The sequence below is a fragment of the Variovorax sp. 05T418 genome, assembly GCF_056396385.1.
The window spans coordinates 168,041-189,193 of sequence record NZ_JBFTLJ010000004.1 but is presented as its reverse complement, the minus strand read 5'-3'; the positions used below and the strand labels follow the sequence as shown (position 1 = coordinate 189,193).

Sequence of the window (21,153 nt, the reverse complement as noted above, 5' to 3'; positions counted from 1 at the left end):
GAGGGCGCCTTTTTTGCCGTGCGGACCGGGCCGCGGCTACATGGCCGTCTTCGTCTTCTTCATGGCCTTGATCTCGGCCTTGCCCTGGGCCTCGTCGGCCTTGGCCTGCTTCACGCAGGCAGCCTTGGCATCGCCGGACTGGTCGTCGCATTTTTCCTTGGCGACTTCGTACGTGGCCTTGACCTTCTCCTCGGCCACCTTGCGGGCATGGGCGTCGCTCGGCTTGTACTGCTGTTCGAGTTCGGCCTTCGCCACGTCTTCCGTGCCCTTGGCTTCCTTCTGGCAGACGTCCTTCGCGTTGTCCTTCATTGCATCGCACTGGGCCTTGGCGGACTTGTAGTCGGCCTCGATCTTTTCCTTGGCCGCCTTGTATTCGTCCTTGGTCATGGCGCCCGCCTGGGTGGCCATGAAGCAGGTGGATGCAAGAGCGAGCATGAGCAGGTGCTTTTTCATGGTGTTCTTCCTTTGCTGTTCAGAGAGGAATCGGGAGCTCAGTACTTCTCGTACCAGAGCGCTTCCGGCGTGCGGCCGTCGCGCGTTTCCCAGTCCCGGACCTGTTTTTCGGCCTCGTCGCGGCTGATGCCGTGGCGTTCCTGGATGCGGCCCAGCAGCTGGTCGCGCTTGCCGGCAATCACGTCGAAGTCATCGTCGGTCAACTTGCCCCATTGCTCCTTGACCTTGCCCTTGAGCTGTTTCCAGTTGCCTGCAATGGTGTCCTTGTTCATGCGAATCTCCTTGAAAAGATGGATTCGGCGAGCTCCCCGGCTGCCGTGAACGCACTGTCGCGGGGGCCATTCACCCTGGCGGTAGGACGCCCAGTGCTGGCGCCGTAGGCACAAGCCGACGGCGCCCGTGATAATCGAACGCACGCCGAAAAGCTTGGGACAACGCGCGCCGCACCATGATCATTCACAGCCTGCTCGACACCGACCTCTACAAGTTCACCATGATGCAGGTCGTGCTGCATCACTTCCCGGGCGCCCAGGTCGAGTACCGGTTCAAGTGCCGCAATCCCGGCATCGACCTGGCGCAGTTCGCGGGGCAGATCCGCGAAGAGGTGCGAAGCCTCTGCTCGCTGCAGTTCCGGGACGCCGAGCTGGCCTACCTGCGCTCGATGCGCTTCATCAAGAGCGACTTCGTCGACTTCCTGGGCCTGTTCCGGCTCAACGAAAAGTACATCTCCATCACGCCCCAGCCCTCGGGCGAGCTCGAGATCCGCATCAAGGGGCCCTGGCTGCACACCATCCTGTTCGAGATTCCGGTGCTGGCCATCGTGAACGAGGTCTACTTCCGCAACACGCAGAAGAAGCCCGATCTCGAGGAAGGCCGGCGGCGCCTGGAGACCAAGATCGGGCAGCTGCAGGATGCCGGCCTGTCGGACCTCAAGATTGCCGACTACGGCACGCGCCGCCGCTTTTCCAAGGACTGGCATGAAGAGGTGCTGCGCACGCTGACCGCCAGGCTCGGTGCCGTCACCTCGCCGCCGGCGCAGGCCGAGCCCGGTGCGCGGCTGCCCCAGCTCGCGGGCACCAGCAACGTGCTCTATGCGATGAAGCTCGGCCTGATTCCGCTCGGCACCATGGCGCACGAATACCTGCAGGCCTGCCAGGGGCTCGGCCCGCGGCTGCGCGACAGCCAGATCTTCGGCTTCGAGAGCTGGGCCCGCGAATACCGCGGCGACCTGGGCATTGCGCTGTCCGACGTCTACGGCATGAGCGCCTTCCTGCGCGACTTCGACCTGTACTTCTGCAAGCTGTTCGACGGTGCGCGCCATGACAGCGGCGATCCGTTCCAGTGGGGCGAGCGCATGCTGGCGCACTACATCGCCAACCGGGTCGATCCGCGCACCAAGACGCTGATCTTCAGCGACAGCCTCACGGTGCCGCGCACCGTCGAGCTCTACCAGCAGTTCCGCGGCCGCTGCCAGCTGGCCTTCGGCATCGGCACCAATCTCACCAACGACCTCGGCTACGAGCCGCTGCAGATCGTCATCAAGATGATCAACTGCAACGGCCAGCCGGTGGCCAAGCTGTCGGACACGCCTTCCAAGAACATGTGCGAGGACGAAAAATACCTGGCCTACCTGCGCCAGGTGTTCGAGATCGAGCAGCCGCCGGCCTGACGCGCGTCTGGTACGGTACGGCCCCGATGAAAAAAACAATCCGCCTTGCGGCAGCCGCAGCGCTGCCGATGATGTTCCCCGCGCTGGCCATGGCGGCCGAGCTCGACGGCAGCAAGCTGTCGGCGCTCTGGGGTGTTCCGTTCGCGGGCATCCTGCTGTCGATTGCGCTGATGCCGCTGCTGGCCCCGTCGGTCTGGCACCACCACTACGGCAAGATCTCCGCCGCCTGGGCGCTGGCGTTCCTGCTTCCCTTTGCCGCGATCCATGGCGCGCCGCTGGCCGGCTCCCAGTTCGTGCACGCGCTGGTGGAGGAATACATTCCCTTCATCATCCTGCTCACGGCGCTGTTCACGGTGGCGGGCGGCATCCACATCCGCGGCAACCTGCACGGCGCGCCCGGCCTGAACACGGCCATTCTGGCCATTGGCGCGGTGCTCGCGAGCCTCATGGGAACCACGGGCGCCTCGATGCTCTTGATCCGCCCGCTGATCCGCGCCAACGACAACCGCGTGAGCAAGGCGCACGTGGTGGTGTTCTTCATCTTCATCGTCTCGAATGCGGGCGGCTCGCTCACGCCGCTCGGCGACCCGCCGCTGTTCCTCGGCTTCCTGAAAGGCGTCGATTTCTTCTGGACGGCGCGCAACATCCTGCCCAACACGCTGTTCCTCGTCGGCATGCTGCTGGCGCTGTTCTACGTCATCGACCGCCACCTCTACCGCAAGGAAGGCGTGCTGCCGTTCGACCCGACGCCGGACACCCGGCGCGTCGGCTTCGACGGCGCTGCCAACTTCTGGCTGCTGGGCGGAATCGTCTTCTTGGTGCTGCTTTCCGGCGTCTGGAAATCGCCCGTCGGCTTCGAGGTGTTCGGCACGCACGTCGGGCTGCCGGGGCTGGTGCGCGACGTCGGGCTCATCGCCATCACGCTCGTCTCGTTCAAGACCACCGCGGCCAAGGTGCATGCCGACAACCAGTTCGAATGGGGTCCGATGGCCGAGGTGGCCAAGCTGTTCGCGGGCATCTTCCTGACCATCATCCCGGTGATCGCGATGCTCAAGGCCGGCGCTCACGGGGCGTTCGCGCCCGTGATCGCGGCGGTGACGAGGCCCGACGGCCAGCCCGATCCGGCCATGTATTTCTGGGCCTCCGGCATCCTGAGCTCGTTCCTGGACAACGCGCCGACCTACCTCGTGTTCTTCAACACCGCAGGCGGCGATCCGGCCACGCTCATGACCACCTACGCCACCACGCTGGCCGCAGTTTCGGCCGGCTCCGTGTTCATGGGCGCCAACAGCTACATCGGCAACGCGCCCAACCTCATGGTCAAGGCCATTGCCGAAAGCCGCGGCGTGCGCATGCCGAGCTTCTTCGGGTACATGGGCTGGTCCGTGGTCGTGCTGATTCCGCTGTTCGTTCTTTCCACCTTCATCTTCTTCCGTTGAGAGCAGACATCATGAGCAAGCCCAAGATCCTGGTCGCACGCGCGATCTTTCCCGAGACCATCGAGCGCCTCTCGCAGCATTTCGAAATCGAGTCGAACCAGGCCGACGAAAGCTGGAGCAAGGAGCAGCTGATCGCCAGGCTGCAAGGCAAGCAGGGCGCCTTCACCACCGGCAGCGAGCGCATCGACGCCGCGCTGCTCGACGCCTGCCCCGACCTGAAGATCTGCGCCAACATGGCGGTGGGCTACAACAACTTCGACGTCGACGCCATGGCCGCGCACGGCGTGCTCGGCACCAACGCACCCGACGTGCTCACCGAGACCACGGCCGACTTCGGCTTTGCGCTGCTCATGGCCACGGCCCGCCGCATCACCGAGAGCGAACACTTCCTGCGCGCGGGCAAGTGGCAGAAGTGGAGCTTCGACATGTTCGCGGGCTCCGACATCCACGGCGCCACGCTCGGCATCATCGGCATGGGCCGCATTGGCCAGGGCATTGCCAAGCGCGGCGCGCACGGCTTCGGCATGAAGGTGGTCTATCACAACCGTTCGCGGCTCGATGCGGCGCTGGAGGCCGAATGCAAGGCCAGCTACCTGAGCAAGGAAGAGCTGCTCAAGACGGCGGACCACGTGGTGCTGGTGGTGCCGTATTCGCCGGCGTCGCACCACACCATCGGCGCGGCCGAGATCGCGCTGATGAAGCCGACCGCCACGCTGGTGAACATCGCGCGCGGCGGCATCGTCGACGACGCGGCGCTGGCCGTGGCGCTGCGCGAGAAGCGCATTGCCGCGGCGGGGCTCGACGTGTTCGAGGGCGAACCCAAGGTCCATCCCGACCTGCTGACCGTGCCCAACGTGGTGCTGACGCCGCACATCGCAAGCGCCACCGTGCCCACGCGCCGCGCCATGGCCGATCTCGCGGCCGACAACCTCATCGCCTGGTTCAGCGGCAAGGGCGCACTGACGCCCGTCACGCCCGTTCCGCCCGCTGCCAAGTAAATAAACACGGACCCTCATCGCCACCTTGGACACTTCCCTGATTCTTCTTCTGCTGGCCGCCCTTGCGGTGGTCCAGCTGGTGCTCGCGGTCTGGCTGCTGGCACGCCGCCAGCCGGCGCCCGACCACAGCGAACTGCTCTCCGTGCTGTCCGCCATGGGCACCGCCAACGAACGCACCGAGCGCGAACTGCGCCACGAAATCGGCGAAAGCTCGCGCGGCGCGCGGCAGGAAACCGCGCAGGCCTTCGCCACCTTCCAGCAGGCGTTGGTGCAGCAGGGCGCCGAAGCCACCCGCACGCAGAACGCCCAGCTCGATGCCTTCTCGCTGCAGCTCGCCTCTTTGCAGAAGACGCTGGCCGACACGCTCAACACCCAGCTCCAGGGCCTGAGCGAATCCAATGCGCGCCGTCTGTCGGAAGTGCGCGCGACCATGGAAGCGCAGCTCGCGCAGCTGCAGCAGAGCAACACCGCCAAGCTCGACGAGATGCGCAAGACCGTCGACGAGAAGCTGCAGAGCACGCTCGAAGCCCGCCTGGGCGAGAGCTTCAAGCAGGTGGCCGACCGGCTCGAGCAGGTGCACAAGGGCCTGGGCGAGATGCAGACGCTGGCCGTCGGCGTCGGCAGCCTGCAGCGTGTGCTGACCAACGTGAAGACGCGCGGCGTGTTCGGCGAGGTGCAGCTCGAGGCGCTGCTCGAGCAGGTGCTCACGCCCGAGCAGTACGCCAAGCAGATCGAGACCAAGCCGCGCAGCGGCCAGCGCGTGGACTTCGCGATCCGCTTTCCGGGCCGCGGCGACGATGGCGCTCCGGTGTGGCTGCCGATCGACGCCAAGTTTCCGCGCGACGACTACGAGCGCCTGATCGATGCGCACGAGCGCGCCGACGCGCCCGGCGCCGAGCTCGCGGCCAAGGCGCTCGAGGCGCGCATCCGCGTGGAGGCCCGCTCGATCGCCGAGAACTACCTGGCGGCGCCGCACACCACCGACTTCGCCATTCTTTTCCTGCCGGTCGAAAGCCTCTATGCCGAGGTGCTGCGCCGCCCGGGCCTGATGGACGCCATCCAGCGCCAGCACCGCGTCACGCTGGCCGGCCCCACCACCCTGCTTGCCATGCTCAACAGCCTGCACATGGGCTTTCGCACGCTGGCGCTCGAGCAGCAGGCCTCCGAGGTCTGGAAGGTGCTGGGCGCGGTCAAGACCGAGTTCGAGCGCTATGGCGAATGGGTCTCGCGCATCAAGGAGCAGGTGGCCAAGGCCTCCGACACGCTCGACAAGGCCGACACGCGCGCCAAGCAGATGCGCCTGGCGCTGCGCAAGGTCGAGGCGCTGCCCGAGGCAGAGGCGCAGGTGCTGCTGCCTCCCACCGCTGACAGCGAGGGCGACGACACTCCGTGAAAGGCTCCGAACTGCTGCGCGTGATCGGCGCCCAGGTCTGCCTGCACGCCACCATGGCCGGCATGCGGCTCGCAACCCCGCTGCTGGCGCTGCAACTGGGCTACAGCGCGGCGGCCGTCGGCGTGCTGATCGCGCTGTTCGCGCTCACGCAGGTGTTCCTGGCGCTGCCGGCGGGGCGCTTTGCCGACCGGTACGGGTTCAAGCGGCCGCTGTGGCTGTCGGTCATTGCGGCTTCGGCCGGCGCAGCACTCGTGCTCGCCTTTCCGACCTTTCCAATGATGTGCATCGCGGCGCTGCTGACCGGCGGCGCCACCGGCGCGACCGTCATTGCGCTGCAGCGCCACGTGGGCCGCTCCGCGACCAACGCCACGCAGCTCAAGCGCGTGTTCAGCTGGCTTGCGATAGCGCCCGCGGTTGCCAATTTCATCGGCCCGTTCGTCGCCGGCATGCTCATCGACCATGCGGGGCGAGCCCCTGCGGACATGCTGGCGTTCCGGGTCTGCTTTGCGGTGATGGCGGCTTTTCCCATCGCCTGCTGGCTGCTGGCGCGCGGCGCGCACGAACCGCCGCCTGCGGCACCCGCCGCCGGCGCCGCGCCCACGCGCGCCTGGGACCTGCTGCGCGAGCCGATGTTCCGCCGCTTGCTGTTCGTGAACTGGCTGCAGTCGTCGAGCTGGGACGTGCATGCCTTCGTGCTGCCGGTGCTGGGGCATGACCGCGGCATCAGCGCGTCGATGATCGGTTCCATCCTCGGCGCCTTCGCCATTGCAGCGGCGGCCATCCGGGTGGTGCTGCCGCTGGTGGCCTCGCGCGCTTCGGAGCGCAGCGTGATCCTGAGCTCCACCCTCGTCACGGCGCTGGTGTTCGCGGTCTATCCGCTGCTCGATTCGGCCTGGAGCATGGGCCTGTGCTCGGTGATCCTGGGCTTTGCGCTCGGCGCGGTGCAGCCGATGGTGATGAGCATGCTGCACCAGATCACACCGCATGCGCGGCACGGCGAGGCGCTGGGCCTGCGCCTCATGACCATCAACGCATCGAGCGTGGCCATGCCGATGCTGTTCGGCTCGATCGGCGCGCTGATCGGCATCGCGGGCGTCTTCTGGGTAGTGGGCGGCGTGGTTGTGCTGGGGGCGCGGGCGACCTGGGGCTTGAAGGTCTAGCTGCCCCGCGGAGGCGGGGCGATGCCGCCGGAGCCTGGAACCGGACTACAGCTTGTAGAAGCGCTTGATCGCATCCCAGGCATCTTCGGGCGCGTCGACGTATTCGAAGAGCTTCACGTCGGCCGGCGAGATCACGCCTTCCTCGACCAGGAAGTCGAAGTCGACCAGCTTCTTCCAGTAGGCCGAGCCGAACAGCACGATCGGCACCGGCTTCGACTTGCGGGTCTGCACCAGCGTGATCACCTCGAACAGCTCGTCCAGCGTGCCGAAGCCGCCCGGAAACGCCACCAGCGCCTTGGCACGCATCATGAAATGCATCTTGCGGATCGCGAAGTAGTGGAACTTGAAGCTCAGCGCCGGCGTGACGTAGGGGTTGGCTTCTTCTTCCATCGGCAGCGCGATGGCCAGGCCGACCGAGAGGCCGCCGCCTTCGTGCGCGCCGCGGTTGGCCGCCTGCATGATGCCGGGGCCGCCGCCGGTGCAGACAAAGAGCTTGTCCTCGGGCTCCTTGCCGTTGCTGAACTCCGCCACCAGCTTGCCGAAGGCACGCGCCTTCTCGTAGTAGTGCGAGCTGCGCGCCAGGCGGCGCCAGCGCTCGGCCGCCACCGCATCGCCGGCGGCTTCGGCCTGCGCGACCAGCGCGGCTGCTTCTTCCTCGCTGCGAAAGCGCGCGCTGCCGAACACCACCACGGTGTTCTCGATGCCGTGGGCGCGCTGCTCCAGGTCGGGCTTCATCAGCTCGAGCTGCATGCGGATGCCGCGGGTTTCGCGGCGCAGCAGGAATTCCGGATCGGCAAAGGCGAGGCGCGAAGGATCGGGATCGAGGGGGAGGCCCTTTTCGGCGTGCGCCTTGAGGGTGGCCCAGGCGTCCGCGAGGCGCTTGTCGTGAAGGTCGTGCGTGTTGTTCATGGAGAAATCGGACAGGAAGACTTGCAGCATTGTGCAGCGTCGCGGATGCGGCGCCCCGCGGCTCAGAAGGTGCCGTGGCGCCCCTCGCCGCGAACGAAGCGTTCGGCACCGGCCACGCCTTCGGCCGCGACGATCGGCACGCCGAGCCGGCCTTCCTGCCGCAGCGCTTCGGCCAGCGGCAGGTTCCATTGGGCATGGACGGATTGGCGGTCCGCCAGCATGCACTGCTGGGGGAACGATGCGATCTCGCGCGCGAGCGCTTCGGCCGCGTGGCGGGCCTGGCCGAGCGGCACCACGCGGTTGACCAGGCCCATGGCCTGCGCTTCCGGGGCGCTCACGGGGCGTCCGGTCAGGATCAGGTCGAGCGCGCGGCCCATGCCAACGATGCGCGGCAGCCGCACCGTGCCGCCGTCGATCAGCGGCACGCCCCAGCGCCGGCAGAACACGCCGAGCACGGCATCTTCCTCGGCCACGCGCAGGTCGGCCAGCAGCGCCAGCTCCAGGCCGCCGGCCACCGCATGGCCGCTGATGGCGGCGATCAGGGGCTTGGCAAGCGCCATGCGGGTCGGGCCCATCGGGCCCGTGCCGCCGCCCTCGGGGTCGAGTTCGTTGCGGCGCGCGGGGTCGCCGACCGCGCCCAGGTCAGCGCCGGCGCAGAAGCTGCCGTGCTCGCCCCAGAGCACCGCAACGCGCTGGCTTTGATCGGCTTCGAAGCGCTCGAAGGCGGCGCGCAGCGCGTCGGCCATGGGCCGGTCGACGGCGTTGCGCTGCTTCGGGCGGCTCATGACGATGGTGCTGACCGGCCCATCGATCTCGGTGCGGACGCTGGCGGACGTGTTCATGGGCGCAAGGGTAAGCCCATCAACGGAAAAAGGCTCCTTGCGGAGCCTTTGTCGTTGGGTGCTGGCCAGCCAGCAGGGGTGCGGGCTTAGACGCGCTTGCGGTATTCGCCGGTGCGGGTGTCGATTTCGATCTTGTCGCCTTGCGACACGAACAGCGGCACTGGCACTTCGAAGCCGGTGGCGATCTTGGCGGGCTTGAGCACCTTGCCCGAGGTGTCGCCCTTGACGGCCGGCTCGGTCCAGGTGATTTCGCGCTCGACGCTGGTCGGCAGTTCGACCGAGATGGCCTTGCCGTCGTAGAACACCACTTCGACCGGCATGCCGTCTTCGAGGTAGTTGAGGGCGTCGCCCATGTTCTCGGCTTCGACTTCGTACTGGTTGTACTCGGTGTCCATGCAGACGTACATCGGATCGGCGAAGTAGGAGTAGGTGCACTCCTTCTTGTCCAGCACGATCTGGTCGATCTTGTCGTCGGCCTTGAACACCACTTCGGTGTTGAAGTTGGCGATCAGGCTCTTGAGCTTCATGCGCACGGTGGCGGAATTGCGGCCGCCGCGGCTGTATTCGGTCTTGAGGACGACCATCGGGTCCTTGCCGTGCATGATGACGTTGCCGGCGCGGATTTCTTGAGCGATTTTCATATCAGGTTCTCTGGATGTTGGCCGCTCGGTGCGCGGAGCCATCGGGCGACGTATGCAATGTGGTTTGCAAGGTCTTGCCGGCGTGTCTTGCCGGCCTCATTGGCCCCGCGGTACATGTCCCGCGGCAGGTTTGGCGGAGAGCATCTCGGATCTGTGTAAATCCGGGCCGAAATCCGCAAAGCCCGCTATTTTAGCTTTTTCCGGCGACCAGATGCCGCAATTGAGTGACCAAGTCCTCTTGTGCGCACAGCTTTTGGCGGGCGGCCAGCACGGTTTCACGCCATGGGCCCTGTGTTTCGAGAGCGGGCAGGGGGCTGCTGTCGAACCCGTTCCAGGCATGGTGGAACTGCCGTAGCGACGGCGGGGCGCCCAGCCAGTCGAGCCAGGCGCCGAGCTTGACGTGGTGCGCGTCGTCGTCCTGCGGATAGATCTGCCAGACCAGCGGCGCGCCGGCCCACAGCCCCCGAACGAGCGAATCCTCGCCGCGCACGAAATTCAGGTCGCAGGCCCAGAGAAGATGATCGAAATCGGCTTGCGTGAGATACGGCAGGTATGAAATTGATAGCGCGCCGAGCCCCGAGACCCCGTGATCCGGCTGTTTCCTGTCGGCAAAGAACGCCCTGACCGCATGCGCGGCGCGGCCCGAGGTGACCAGGAGCCGTGTGGGCTGCGAACCCACTGCCAATTGCTCGAGCAGGGTCGCCAGCGACGGCGGCTCGTAGCAGAACAGGGACAACAGGCGTTCACCGTCGCGCCAGGGAATTTGCTGCGCCGCGAGCCATTGCGCGCGGTCGAAGCGTGCCCGTCGCTCCAGCAGGCCGGGCTCCCGCAGCAGCCCTCCCGTGGCGGGTGTGAAGCCCGGATAGAAAAAGCGCTTCGTCAACCCCGTGCCGGGCCCCTTGAACACGGGCGAGGGCAGGCCGTGCAGGCGTTCGACGTACGGCTCGGCCGACAGGTACTCGAGATTGATCCACGCCCGCCCCGGCCCCCCCGGGGCCTGCGGCTCGGCAAAGCGCGCGATCAGTTCGGGCGCCGGCTCGCAGCCGAAGGCCTCGACCAGCACATCGGGCGGCGGGGCCGCCACGGCTTGCCGGACGGCGGCGGGCTGGAGCCAGTCGACCACGCTCACGCCCTCGCAGCCGGTGGGCGCCATCCAGTGCAGCGCCGTGGCGTCGTCGATCCACAGGCGCACGCGTTCGCCGAGGGCGGCCAGCTGGCTCGACAGCCGCCAGCACACGCCGAGGTCGCCGTGGTTGTCGATGACCCTGCAGAAAATGTCCCATTGCATGGGCGCGAGTGTGCCTGTCTTCGGCGGGGCGAGGCCGTGGTGCCTGCTTGGTATGCTGGCCGGCATCACAACATCCGGAGAGAGAAACCATGCGCCTGCCGACCCGCCGCCGTTCGCCACTTTCCCTTGGTTTCTTTGCCCACCCCGGCATGGCGAGAACCGTGCTCGCGCTTTCCCTGGCCCTGGGCGGCCTGGCCGGTGCCTCGGCGCAAACGACGCCGTCGCTGACACCGCAGCAGCAGCGCTTTCACGACATCTACAAGGAGCTGATCGAGATCAACACCAGCCATTCGGCGGGCGACAACACGCTCGCGGCGCGCGCCATGGAGAAGCGGCTGGTCGAAGCGGGCTTTGCGCCCGGCGACATCCAGATCTTCGAGCCCTTCCCCAAGAAGGGCAACCTGGTGCTGCGCTTCAAGGGCAACGGCAGCAAGAAGCCGCTGCTGCTGCTGGCCCACATCGACGTGGTCGAGGCCCGGCGCGAGGACTGGAAGACCGATCCGTTCAAGCTGCAGGAAACCGGCGGCTATTTCACGGCGCGCGGATCGATCGACGACAAGGCCATGGCCTCGGCGCTGGTGTCGGTGCTGGGGCAGCTCAAGCAGGAAGGCTTCAAGCCCAGCCGCGACATCATCCTGGCGCTGACGGCCGACGAAGAGCGCGGCGACGCGCTCAGCAACGGCGCCTTCTGGCTCATCAACAACAAGCCCGAGCTGCTGCAGGCGGAGTTCGGCATCAACGAAGGCGGCGGCGGCGAGCTGCGCGGGGGCAAGCCCAACCTGCACCGCATGCAGGTGGCCGAGAAGATGTACACCACCTACATGCTCGAGGCGCGCGACGTCGGCGGCCACAGCTCGGTGCCGACCAAAAGCAACCCGATCTACGCACTGTCCGCGGGGCTCGAGCGCCTGGGCAGCTACGCGTTCCCGGTCAAGCTGGGCGAGGTCACCAAGACCTATTTCGCACGCAGCGCGCCGTTTGCCACCGGCCAGCTGGCCGACGACATGCGCGCCGTCGGCGGCGGCAACCCCGAGCCCGCGGTGATCGAGCGGCTCTCGGCCAACCCGGCCTACAACGCGCAGCTGCGCACCACCTGCGTGGCGACCATGGTGCAGGCGGGCCATGCCGAGAACGCGCTGCCGCAGTCGGCCAAGGCCACGGTCAACTGCCGCATCCTGCCGCACGACGACCCGGACGAAGTCGAGCGCCTGCTGACCCAGGCCGTGGGCAACGACAAGATCGTGGTGCGCAACCTCGGCAAGCCCTTGCGCAGCCCGGCCTCGCCGCTGAACGGCGACCTGGTGAAGACCGTGGAATCGGTGACGCAGGCCATGTGGCCCGGCGTGCCGGTGGTGCCCGCGATGAGCACCGGCGCCACCGACAGCCGCTTCATGCGCAACGCCGGCATTCCGATGTATGGCGTGACGGGCATGTTCCTCGATCCCGCGGATGCGCGCGCCCACGGGCTGGACGAGCGCATCGAGATCCAGCGGCTCTACGACGGCCGCGAGTTCCTGTACCGGCTGGTGAGCGAGCTCGCCAGATAGGCGCCGCCCTCCCGCGGAGAGGGCGGGCGTCCCGGTCAGGGCGTGAAGGTGTCTCCCAGCACGATGCCTTCGCGCCGCGGATCGGCGCCGCCGGTGAGCACCGGTTTGCCGCCCACGGTCGTGCGCATGATGGTGCTGATGCCGCTGGACTGCGCCCCGAAGCCCACTGTGTGGCCGAGCGCGCGCAGGCCGGTGATCAGCGGGTCGTTGTTGCCCGAGTCCGACGTGTCGATCGCCGGGTGCTCGCCGCCCACGTTGGTGGTCTTGCTGTTGGAGGCGCCGAAGTCCACCAGCGAGGTGGCCTGCTGCGCATCGAGGCCCCAGTCGAGCGCGCCGACCAGCGTCTTCACCACGTACTGGATGATCGTGCCGCCTCCCGGCGATCCGGTTCCCATCACGAACTCTCCCATGCTGCCGTCGCTGTTCTTCCTGAACACCATCGTGGGCGCCATCGTGCTGCGCGGGCGCTTGCCGGGGGCGACGCGGTTGGCCACCTTCACGCTCGGCGTGACGCTGGTGTCGTCGGGGTTGGAAGCGAAGTCGGTCAGCTGGTTGTTCAGCATGAAGCCCTGGGTCATGTGGAACGAACCGAGCGTGCTCTCGACGGTGGTGGTCATCGTGACGACGTTGCCCTGCTTGTCGACCACGGTGAAGTGCGTCGTGCCGTGCTCCTCGGTCTTGTCGATGCCCAGGGGCACGCTTCCAAGGTCGCCCGGCAGTGCCGTTCCCATGCTCGCCGACAGGCTGATCAGGCTGGCCCGCTTCTGCAGGTAGGGCTTGTTGATCAGGGTGTTGACCGAGCCGCCGGGCAGCGGCACGAAGTCGGTGTCGGCCACGTATTTGTCGCGGTCGGCATAGGCCAGGCGCTCGGCCTCGCTCACCAGGTGCACGCCCATCACGGTCGGCTTGCCGCCTTCGAGGTCGATGGCGGTGGGCTTGTACAGGCCCAGGTTGAAGGTCTCCAGGATGCCCAGCGACTGCACCACCGCAATGCCGCCGGAAGACGGCGGCGACATGCTGCACACGTAGTAGTCGCGGTAGGTGCCGCAGACCGGGTCGCGGCGCTTGGCCACGTAGCCGGCCATGTCGGCCATGGTCGTCTTGCCGGGCGTGATGGCCGAACCATCGGCGGCCGCCGTGATGCCGATCTTGTCGACGATGCCTTGCGCGATGGCGCCGGTGTAGAACGCGTCCGCGCCCTGTGTGGCAACGGTGCCGAGGGTCCTGGCATAGGCCGGGTTCTTGAGCCTGGTGCCCAGCGCCTTCGGCGTGCCGTCGTCGTTGAAGAAGTAGGCCGTGGCCTCGGCGTCGCGCTTGAGGCTGGCGGCCGAGCCGGAGATGGCGGCGGCCATGCGCCCGCCGATCGGGAAGCCATCGGCGGCGAGCGTGATGCCGTAGCTGAAGAGGTCTTTCCAGGGCAGCTTGCCATGGTCCTTGTAGGCAATGTCGAGCATGCGCACCGCGCCGGGTGTGCCGATGGAACGGCCGCTCGCACGGGCGCTGGGCTTGGGTGGGTTCTGGTCCGCCACGTCGTCGATCCAGCGCAAGTAGTTCTCGGTTGCCGCTGCCGGCGCCATTTCGCGCCCGTCGTAGGCCTGCAGCTTCCTGGTTGCCGCGTCGTAGTGAAGCATGAACGCGCCGCCGCCCAGGCCGCTGGATTGCGGCTCGACCAGGCCCAGCACGGCCTGCACCGCCACTGCCGCATCGACTGCGCTGCCGCCGGCCTTGAGGACATCGCAGCCCGCGCGCGTGGCGAGCGGATGGTTGGCCACCACCATGTAGTTCTTCGCGTAGACCAGCTTGTGGCCGACGACGTAGCCCGAGGCGGGCTCGGGTGCCGCCGGGTCGCCCGGGTCGCCGGAACCCACCACGACCGGCGTGCCGCCGTCGCCGATCAGGCAGCCCTTGTCGGCTTCGGGCGGCGGTGGGGCAGGCCGGTTGGCGTTGGCCGCGTTGATGGCGGCGATCGCCGCGACCAGGGCGGCGTTGTCCTGCGCGCCATTGCCGCCGCCGCCGCAGCCGGCCACCGTCAAGGCCAGCGCGATGGGGGACAGTGCCAGCCAGGCGCCCGTCCGGATGTTTTTCTTCATGGAGAGTTCCCCCGAGTAGTCTTGATGAAATGACACAGGCGCTCCTCGCGCCCGTCATCATCAGCACAATTCATTCCAGGCCGATCGGGGTTTCCTCGCAGGCTGGCCCTGCGGCCTGGCGTGCGCGCCACAATAGCCGCCATGTCAGACGTGCATTCCGATCAATTGCTCAGCGAAGTCGCGGCCCTGCCGCAGCTGCCGGGCGTCTACCGCTATTTCGACGCGGCCGGCGCGGTGCTCTACGTGGGCAAGGCGCGCAACCTCAAGAAGCGGGTTGCCAACTATTTCCAGAAGAGCCATGGCGGCACGCGCATCGGCCACATGATCAGCAAGATCGTGCGCATGGAGACCACCGTGGTGCGCTCCGAGGCCGAGGCGCTCTTGCTCGAGAACAATCTCATCAAGACGCTCAAGCCGCGCTACAACATCCTGTTCCGCGACGACAAGAGCTACCCCTACCTGAAGATCGCCTCGCACGAGTTTCCGCGCCTGGCCTACTACCGCGGCGCGGTCGACAAGAAGCACCGCTACTTCGGGCCCTACCCGAGCGCCTGGGCGGTGAAGGAGTCGATCCAGCTGCTGCAGAAGGTGTTCAGGCTGCGCACCTGCGAAGACACGGTGTACGCCAACCGCACACGGCCCTGCCTGCTGTACCAGATCAAGCGCTGCACCGGCCCCTGCGTGGGCTACATCACGCCCGAGGCCTATGCGCAGGACGTGGCCAGCGCCGAGGCCTTCCTGAGGGGCGACACCCAGCTCGTGCTCTCCAAGCTCGAGGCGCGCATGACCGAGCACGCCGAGAAGCTCGAATTCGAACAGGCGGCCGAGCTGCGCAACCAGATGTCGGCGATCTCGCGCGTGCTGCATCAGCAGTCGATCGAGATCGCTTCGGACAAGGACGTGGACATCCTTGCCGTCAAGGTGCAGGGCGGCAAGGCCTGCGTCAACCTGGCGATGGTGCGCGGCGGCCGGCACCTGGGCGACCGCGCCTATTTCCCGGTGCATGTGGAAGACGCCGCGCAGATCCACCATGGCGAGCTCGATGCGGAAGAGGGCGCAGCGCCCGCCGCGGCCGATCCGATCGAGGTGCAGGTGCTCGAGGCCTTCATTGCCCAGCACTACATCGACGTGCCCGTGCCCGCCACGCTGGTGCTGAGCCACCTGGTGAGCCGCGAGCTGATCGAGGCGATCTCGCAGCAGGCCGGCGCGCGCGTGACGGCGGTGTTCCAGCCGCGCGAGCAACGCAGGCACTGGCTCGAGATGGCCGAGACCAACGCCGGCCTGCAACTGGCCCGGCTGCTGGCGGAAGAAGGTTCGCAGCAGGCGCGCACCCGTGCGCTGGCCGATGCGCTGGAGCTCGCGCCCGACGATCTCGACAACTTCCGCATCGAATGCTTCGACATCTCGCACACCGCGGGCGAGGCCACGCAGGCCTCGTGCGTGGTGTTCGAGCACCACACGATGCAGAACCGCGAATACCGCCGCTACAACATCGAGGGCATCACGCCCGGCGACGACTACGCCGCGATGCGCCAGGTGCTGCACCGCCGCTACGGCAAGCTGGCCGAGGCCATGGCGGCCGAGACTGAAGCGCTGCCGCCGGGCGACGCCGAGAGCGATGGCGGCGGTGCGCCGCCCAAGACCCGGACCGCGCGCATGCCGGAACTGGTGCTGGTCGACGGAGGCAAGGGCCAGGTGTCGATGGCGCGCGAGGTGTTCAGCGAACTGGGCCTGCCGCTGTCGCTCATCGTCGGCGTCGAGAAGGGCGAGGGGCGCAAGGTCGGGCTCGAGGAACTGGTGTTTGCCGATGGCCGCGAGAAGGTCTACCTGGGCAAGGACTCCGCGGCGCTGATGCTGGTGGCGCAGATCCGCGACGAGGCACACCGCTTCGCCATCACCGGCATGCGCGCCAAGCGCGCGAAGGTGCGCGTGGGCGGCAGCCAGCTCGAGGACATTCCGGGCATCGGGCCGAAGCGCCGGGCGCGCCTGCTGCAGCGCTTTGGCGGAATCCGCGGCGTGGCGGCCGCCAGCGTCGAGGACATTGCATCGGTCGAAGGCATTGCCACCGACCTGGCCGAGGAAATCTATCGCGCGCTGCATTGAGGCCGATTGCCCCGGCTTCAGCTTCAGCCTCTCGCGCATGACACAATCGCCCGCATGTTCTGGACCCTCCCGACCATCATGACCTGGACGCGCATCGTCGCGATTCCATTGATCGTTGGTGTGTTCTACCTGCCGATGGCCGAGCCGATGCGCAACCTGATCGCCACGGTCATGTTCATCGTCTTTGCGGCCACCGACTGGCTCGACGGCTTCCTGGCGCGCAAGCTCAACCAGACCTCGGCCTTCGGCGCCTTCCTCGATCCGGTGGCCGACAAGTTCCTGGTCTGCGCCTCGCTGCTGGTGCTGGTGCACCTGAACCGCGCCGACGTGTTCGTGGCGCTGATCATCATCGGCCGCGAGATCGCGATCTCGGCGCTGCGCGAGTGGATGGCGCAGATCGGCGCGAGCAAGAGCGTGGCGGTGCACATGATCGGCAAGGTCAAGACCACCGTGCAGATGGTCGCGATTCCGTTCCTGCTCTATGACGGACGCCTCTTCAAGATCATCGACACCGGCCTCTGGGGCCAGTGGCTGATCTGGATCTCGGCCGTGCTCACGATCTGGTCGATGGTCTATTACCTGCAGAAGGCCATTCCCGAAATCCGGGCCCGCGCCAAATGAGCGTGGCTGCGGCCCGCGGCGCAAGCTGGCTGCGCGCCATGCCGGCGGTCTTCGTGCTGATCTGGAGCACGGGCTTCATCGTTGCGCGCTATGGCATGCCCTATGCGCCGCCGCTCAAGTTCCTGGCTGTGCGCTTTGCCCTTTCTCTCGTGTGCTTCTGCCTCTGGGTCAGGCTTGCGCGGGTCGCCTGGCCGAAGGACCGCGCGCAGTGGGGGCATCTGGCGGTCACCGGCGTCCTGATGCAGGCGGGCTACCTGGGCGGCGTCTGGGCCGCGGTGCATGCGGGCATGGGTGCGGGGCTGGTGGCATTGCTGGTCGGCATCCAGCCGGTGCTGACCGCCGTCTGGCTGTCGTTCAACGGCGGGCGCATCTCGCAGCGCCAATGGGCCGGGCTGGTGCTCGGCTTTGCGGGCCTGGTGCTCGTGGTGTCGCGCAAGTTCGGCCAGGGCAGCGAGGTCAGCGCGTTGACCATGGCGCTTGCGGTGATGGCGCTCCTTTCGATCACGGCGGGCACGCTGTACCAGAAGCGCTTCGTCGCGCCCTGCGACGTGCGCAGCGCGAGCGCCGTGCAGATGGCGGCCGCATTGATCGTGTGCCTGCCCTTTGCGGCCATGGAATCGCAGGGCATCGAATGGAACGCGCATTCGACCGGCGCCATGGCCTGGTCGGTGCTGGTGCTGTCGCTGGGCGGCAGCTCGCTGCTCTACATGCTGATCCAGCGCGGCACGGCCACCGCCGTCACGAGCCTGCTCTACCTGGTGCCGCCGTGCACGGCAGTCATGGCCTGGCTGCTGTTCGCCGAGCCGATCACCCTGGTGACCTTGCTGGGCATCGGGCTTACCGCCGCCGGCGTGAGCCTGGTGGTGCGCAGCGATCGCTGAGCCGCCCTTGCTTTTTCTTCAGCGCGGCGAACCGCCCTTGCCGGGTTTCCAGGGTTCGCCGCGGAACTGTTCGGCCAGGTGGTCGAGCAGCAGCCGCACGCGGCGCGGCGTCTTGGGGCGCCAGGGCGCGATCCAGTGGATGTCGGCATCGGGCATGGCGTAGTGGGGCAGCACCCGCACCAGTTCACCGGAAGCCAGTTGCGGTGCGATGTCCCACAGGCTGCGCAGCATGATGCCGTGGCCGGCCAGGCACCAGTCGCGCACCATCTCGCCCGAATTGCTCGTGAGCGGACCCTGGACGCGCACGCGCGCCGTGCTGCCGTCGCGCGCATGGCGCAGGGTCCACAGCGCGAACTGGTGCTGGTTGACCTCGCCGTTCTCGCGCGCGACCAGGCAGTCGTGCGCCGCCAGCGCATCGACGGTGGCCGGCAGGCCGCGCCGCTCTATATATGAAGGAGAGGCGGCCAGCACGCGCTGGTTGCGCGCAATGCGGCGCGTGACCCAGTCGGCCGCGCGGCGCTGCTGCACGGCCCAGAGCCAGAGCGCGCCGTCATAGCCTTCGGCGCCGAGGTCGGGCAGCCGCTCGGTCAACAGCAACTCGATCTGCAGCCCGGGATGGCGCGCCTGGAAGCTGGCCAGGGCAGGGCCGAGCCAGCGCCGGCCGAAGCCGAAAGTGGCGGCCAGCCGGATGGTGCCGACCAGCTCGTTCTGCCGCTCGCCGAGCTCGCTTTCGAGCGCCGCAAAGCCTTCGAGCAACGCCCTCGCGTGCAGGCAGACCGCTTCGCCCTCGGCTGTCACGCTGAGGCGGCGCGTGGTGCGCTCGAACAGCCGCTGGCCCAGCCGCGCCTCGAGCGCACCGAGCCGCTTGGTCACGACCGAGGGCACCACGTCCAGCGTGGCGGAGGCGCCCGCCAGGCTTCCCTGGTCGCGGATCGCCAGCACCAGCTCGAGATCGCCGCGGTCCATCGACAATGGATTCATGCCAGATTGGAAAGTATGAATTGGTTGATTGTTGCTTGATGATCGATGGAGCGCAACGCACAATCGCCGCGTGACTGCTTCCTTCTTCGACTTTCCGAGATTCGACATCGAGCGCAACGGCGTGCGCGTGCATGGCCGCATCGGCGGGCGCGGCGCGCCCCTGCTGCTCTTGCACGGGCATCCGCAGACGCACCTGATCTGGCATCGCGTGGCGCCGGCGCTCGCCGAGCGGTTCACGGTGGTGGCGGTGGACCTGCGCGGCTATGGCGACTCCGGCCGCCCCGCGGACGATGCCGACCACGTGGCCTACAGCAAGCGCGAAATGGCGCTCGATGCACTCGCCGCCATGCGCCATCACGGCTTCGAGCGCTTCGGCGTGCTGGCGCACGACCGCGGCGCGCGTGTCGCGCATCGGCTGGCGGCCGACCATGCGGCGGCCGTCGACCGCATGCTGCTGCTGGACATCGCGCCCACGCTCTCGATGTACGAGAACACCACCGAGGCCTTTGCGCGCGCCTACTGGCACTGGTTCTTCCTGATCCAGCCGCCGCCGCTGCCCGAGGCGCTGATCGCCTCCGATCCGGTGCGCTACGTGCGCAGCGTGATGGGCGGGCGCCACGCGGGGCTCGCGCCTTTCGCGCCCGAGGTGCTGGCCGAATACGAGCGCTGCGCCGCCATTCCGGGCACGGCCGAATCGATCTGCGGCGACTACCGCGCGTCCGCCACCATCGATCTGGTGCACGACCGCGCCGACATCGCCGCCGGCCGCAAGCTTGCGCAGCCGCTGCGCGTGGTCTGGGGCGAGCACGGCGCGGTGGGCCGCTGCTTCGATGTGCTCTCGCTCTGGCGCGAATGCGCCGCCCAGGTTTCGGGCCGCGCCTTGCCGTGCGGCCACTACGTACCGGAGGAGGCCCCGGGCGAACTGCTCGCCGAGGCGCTCCAGTTTTTCACTTCCCCTCTCCAGCAAGAAGGAACCAGACCATGACCACCCACAGAATCGCAGTCATCGCCGGCGACGGCATCGGCAAGGAAACCATGCCCGAAGGCCTGCGCGTGGTCGATGCCGCGGCGCGCAAGTTCGGCATCGACCTGAAGTTCGACCACTTCGACTTCTCGAGCTGGGACTACTGCGAGAAGCACGGCAAGATGCTGCCCGACAACTGGAAGGACCAGATCGGCGGCCATGACGCCATCTACTTCGGTGCGGTCGGCTGGCCCGAGAAGATTGCCGACCATGTCTCGCTCTGGGGCTCGCTGCTCCTGTTCCGCCGCGAGTTCGACCAGTACATCAACCTGCGCCCCGCGCGCCTGATGCCCGGCATCACGGCCCCCGTGGTGCGGCGCGACGGCACGCCGCGCGCGCCCGGCGAGATCGACATGTACATCGTGCGCGAGAACACCGAAGGCGAGTACTCGAGCATCGGCGGGCGCATGTACGAAGGCACGCCGCGCGAGATCGTGGTGCAGGAAACCGTGATGTCGCGCGTGGGCGTCGACCGCGTGCTCAAGTTCGCGTTCGAGCTTGCGCAATCGCGCCCCAAGAAGCACCTGACCAGCGCGACCAAGTCGAACGGCATTTCCATCACCATGCCGTACTGGGACGAACGCGTGGCCGAAATGGCAAAGAACTATCCGGGCGTGAAGCTCGACAAGTTCCACATCGACATTCTCACGGCCCACTTCGTGCAGCGGCCCGACTTCTTCGACGTGGTGGTGGCCAGCAACCTGTTCGGCGACATCCTGTCCGACCTCGGCCCTGCCTGCACCGGCACCATCGGCATTGCGCCCAGCGCCAACCTCAACCCGGAGCGCACCACGCCCTCGCTGTTCGAGCCGGTGCACGGCTCGGCGCCCGACATCGCGGGCAGGGGCATCGCCAACCCCATCGGACAGATCTGGTGCGGCGCGATGATGCTCGAGTTCCTGGGCCACAAGAACGCGCACGACGCGATCCTTTCCACCATCGAAAAGGTGCTGGCGCCCCAAAGCGGAGCGCCGCGCACGCCCGACATCGGCGGCAAGGCGAGCACCAGCGACCTTGGCAAGGCCATTGCCGAGGCCCTTTGAAATTCGTCTTCAAGAAACGCCCCTAAAATCGCGCGCTCCGCTGTTCTGCACGGCCTCGTGTCGTATTGACA

The 21,153-nt window shown here is 67.5% G+C and carries 19 protein-coding genes; 11 read left to right on the top strand and 8 right to left on the bottom strand.

What is annotated here, in order from left to right:
* Positions 1-36 precede the first annotated feature (36 nt).
* Positions 37-453, bottom strand: coding sequence for a hypothetical protein (locus AC1DMS_RS09405; protein ID WP_012746912.1), 417 nt, complete (start codon positions 451-453; stop codon positions 37-39).
* A gap of 38 nt (positions 454-491) precedes the next feature.
* Positions 492-725 (bottom strand): CsbD family protein, encoded by a 234-nt coding sequence (locus AC1DMS_RS09400; RefSeq protein ID WP_012746913.1) that lies wholly within the window; start codon positions 723-725, stop codon positions 492-494.
* 176 nt (positions 726-901) lie between these two features.
* Here AC1DMS_RS09400 and pncB point away from each other — a divergent pair, with 176 nt between their 5' ends.
* From pncB to AC1DMS_RS09375, 5 genes are read left to right on the top strand one after another with little or no spacing between them, the layout of a single operon-like run.
* Positions 902-2,122: a nicotinate phosphoribosyltransferase gene (gene pncB / locus AC1DMS_RS09395; protein WP_012746914.1), complete on the top strand. Its 1,221-nt coding sequence runs from the start codon at positions 902-904 to the stop codon at positions 2,120-2,122.
* Positions 2,123-2,148: 26 nt separating this feature from the next.
* Positions 2,149-3,561 (top strand): sodium:proton antiporter, encoded by a 1,413-nt coding sequence (locus tag AC1DMS_RS09390; protein ID WP_307594074.1) that lies wholly within the window; start codon positions 2,149-2,151, stop codon positions 3,559-3,561.
* Between the two features lie 11 nt (positions 3,562-3,572).
* Positions 3,573-4,559, top strand: a complete 987-nt coding sequence (locus AC1DMS_RS09385) for a 2-hydroxyacid dehydrogenase (protein ID WP_307594076.1) — start codon at positions 3,573-3,575, stop codon at positions 4,557-4,559.
* Between the two features lie 25 nt (positions 4,560-4,584).
* On the top strand, positions 4,585-5,952 hold the full coding sequence (locus AC1DMS_RS09380) for a DNA recombination protein RmuC (protein ID WP_278878463.1): 1,368 nt from the start codon (positions 4,585-4,587) through the stop codon (positions 5,950-5,952).
* Positions 5,949-7,112: an MFS transporter gene (locus AC1DMS_RS09375; protein ID WP_028256160.1), complete on the top strand. Its 1,164-nt coding sequence runs from the start codon at positions 5,949-5,951 to the stop codon at positions 7,110-7,112. Before AC1DMS_RS09380 ends, AC1DMS_RS09375 begins: the two co-directional genes overlap by 4 nt.
* A 45-nt stretch (positions 7,113-7,157) precedes the next feature.
* Here the strand turns inward: AC1DMS_RS09375 and AC1DMS_RS09370 are convergent, their stop codons facing one another.
* The 4 genes from AC1DMS_RS09370 to earP form a co-directional block, all read right to left on the bottom strand.
* On the bottom strand, positions 7,158-8,021 hold the full coding sequence (locus AC1DMS_RS09370) for an LOG family protein (protein WP_026283814.1): 864 nt from the start codon (positions 8,019-8,021) through the stop codon (positions 7,158-7,160).
* Positions 8,022-8,083: 62 nt separating this feature from the next.
* Positions 8,084-8,863: a crotonase/enoyl-CoA hydratase family protein gene (locus tag AC1DMS_RS09365; RefSeq protein ID WP_478180911.1), complete on the bottom strand. Its 780-nt coding sequence runs from the start codon at positions 8,861-8,863 to the stop codon at positions 8,084-8,086.
* An 86-nt stretch (positions 8,864-8,949) separates the two neighbouring features.
* Entirely contained in the window at positions 8,950-9,504 is a 555-nt protein-coding gene (gene efp / locus AC1DMS_RS09360) for an elongation factor P (protein ID WP_012746921.1), read from the bottom strand.
* 190 nt (positions 9,505-9,694) lie between these two features.
* Positions 9,695-10,858 carry an elongation factor P maturation arginine rhamnosyltransferase EarP gene (gene earP / locus AC1DMS_RS09355; RefSeq protein WP_478180910.1) on the bottom strand — a complete coding sequence of 388 codons (1,164 nt, stop codon included), beginning with the start codon at positions 10,856-10,858 and terminating at the stop codon, positions 9,695-9,697.
* 83 nt (positions 10,859-10,941) lie between these two features.
* Between earP and AC1DMS_RS09350 the strand changes: the two genes are divergently transcribed.
* Complete coding sequence (locus AC1DMS_RS09350) at positions 10,942-12,339, top strand: M20/M25/M40 family metallo-hydrolase (protein ID WP_478181061.1); 1,398 nt, start codon at positions 10,942-10,944, stop codon at positions 12,337-12,339.
* A gap of 35 nt (positions 12,340-12,374) precedes the next feature.
* Here the strand turns inward: AC1DMS_RS09350 and AC1DMS_RS09345 are convergent, their stop codons facing one another.
* The gene (locus AC1DMS_RS09345; RefSeq protein WP_478180909.1) at positions 12,375-14,429 is read right to left on the bottom strand and encodes a gamma-glutamyltransferase family protein; all 2,055 of its coding nucleotides are present in this window, start codon (positions 14,427-14,429) and stop codon (positions 12,375-12,377) included.
* A gap of 141 nt (positions 14,430-14,570) precedes the next feature.
* Here AC1DMS_RS09345 and uvrC point away from each other — a divergent pair, with 141 nt between their 5' ends.
* Genes uvrC through AC1DMS_RS09330 form a run of 3 tightly spaced genes read left to right on the top strand, consistent with a single transcriptional unit; the run spans position 14,571 to position 18,034 of the window.
* Entirely contained in the window at positions 14,571-16,532 is a 1,962-nt protein-coding gene (gene uvrC / locus AC1DMS_RS09340) for an excinuclease ABC subunit UvrC (protein ID WP_012746925.1), read from the top strand.
* A 54-nt stretch (positions 16,533-16,586) separates the two neighbouring features.
* Entirely contained in the window at positions 16,587-17,153 is a 567-nt protein-coding gene (gene pgsA, locus AC1DMS_RS09335; protein ID WP_012746926.1) for a CDP-diacylglycerol--glycerol-3-phosphate 3-phosphatidyltransferase, read from the top strand.
* Positions 17,150-18,034, top strand: coding sequence for a DMT family transporter (locus tag AC1DMS_RS09330; RefSeq protein WP_012746927.1), 885 nt, complete (start codon positions 17,150-17,152; stop codon positions 18,032-18,034). The genes pgsA and AC1DMS_RS09330 overlap by 4 nt, the downstream gene beginning before the upstream one ends.
* Before the next feature lie 18 nt (positions 18,035-18,052).
* Here AC1DMS_RS09330 and AC1DMS_RS09325 read toward each other — a convergent pair whose 3' ends face one another.
* A complete protein-coding gene (locus tag AC1DMS_RS09325) occupies positions 18,053-19,015 on the bottom strand; it encodes a LysR substrate-binding domain-containing protein (protein ID WP_478180908.1) in 963 nt (320 codons plus the stop codon).
* A gap of 70 nt (positions 19,016-19,085) precedes the next feature.
* Between AC1DMS_RS09325 and AC1DMS_RS09320 the strand changes: the two genes are divergently transcribed.
* Positions 19,086-20,000, top strand: a complete 915-nt coding sequence (locus tag AC1DMS_RS09320) for an alpha/beta fold hydrolase (protein ID WP_478180907.1) — start codon at positions 19,086-19,088, stop codon at positions 19,998-20,000.
* Positions 19,997-21,082 (top strand): tartrate dehydrogenase, encoded by a 1,086-nt coding sequence (locus AC1DMS_RS09315; RefSeq protein ID WP_478180906.1) that lies wholly within the window; start codon positions 19,997-19,999, stop codon positions 21,080-21,082. Before AC1DMS_RS09320 ends, AC1DMS_RS09315 begins: the two co-directional genes overlap by 4 nt.
* Positions 21,083-21,153 lie beyond the last annotated feature (71 nt).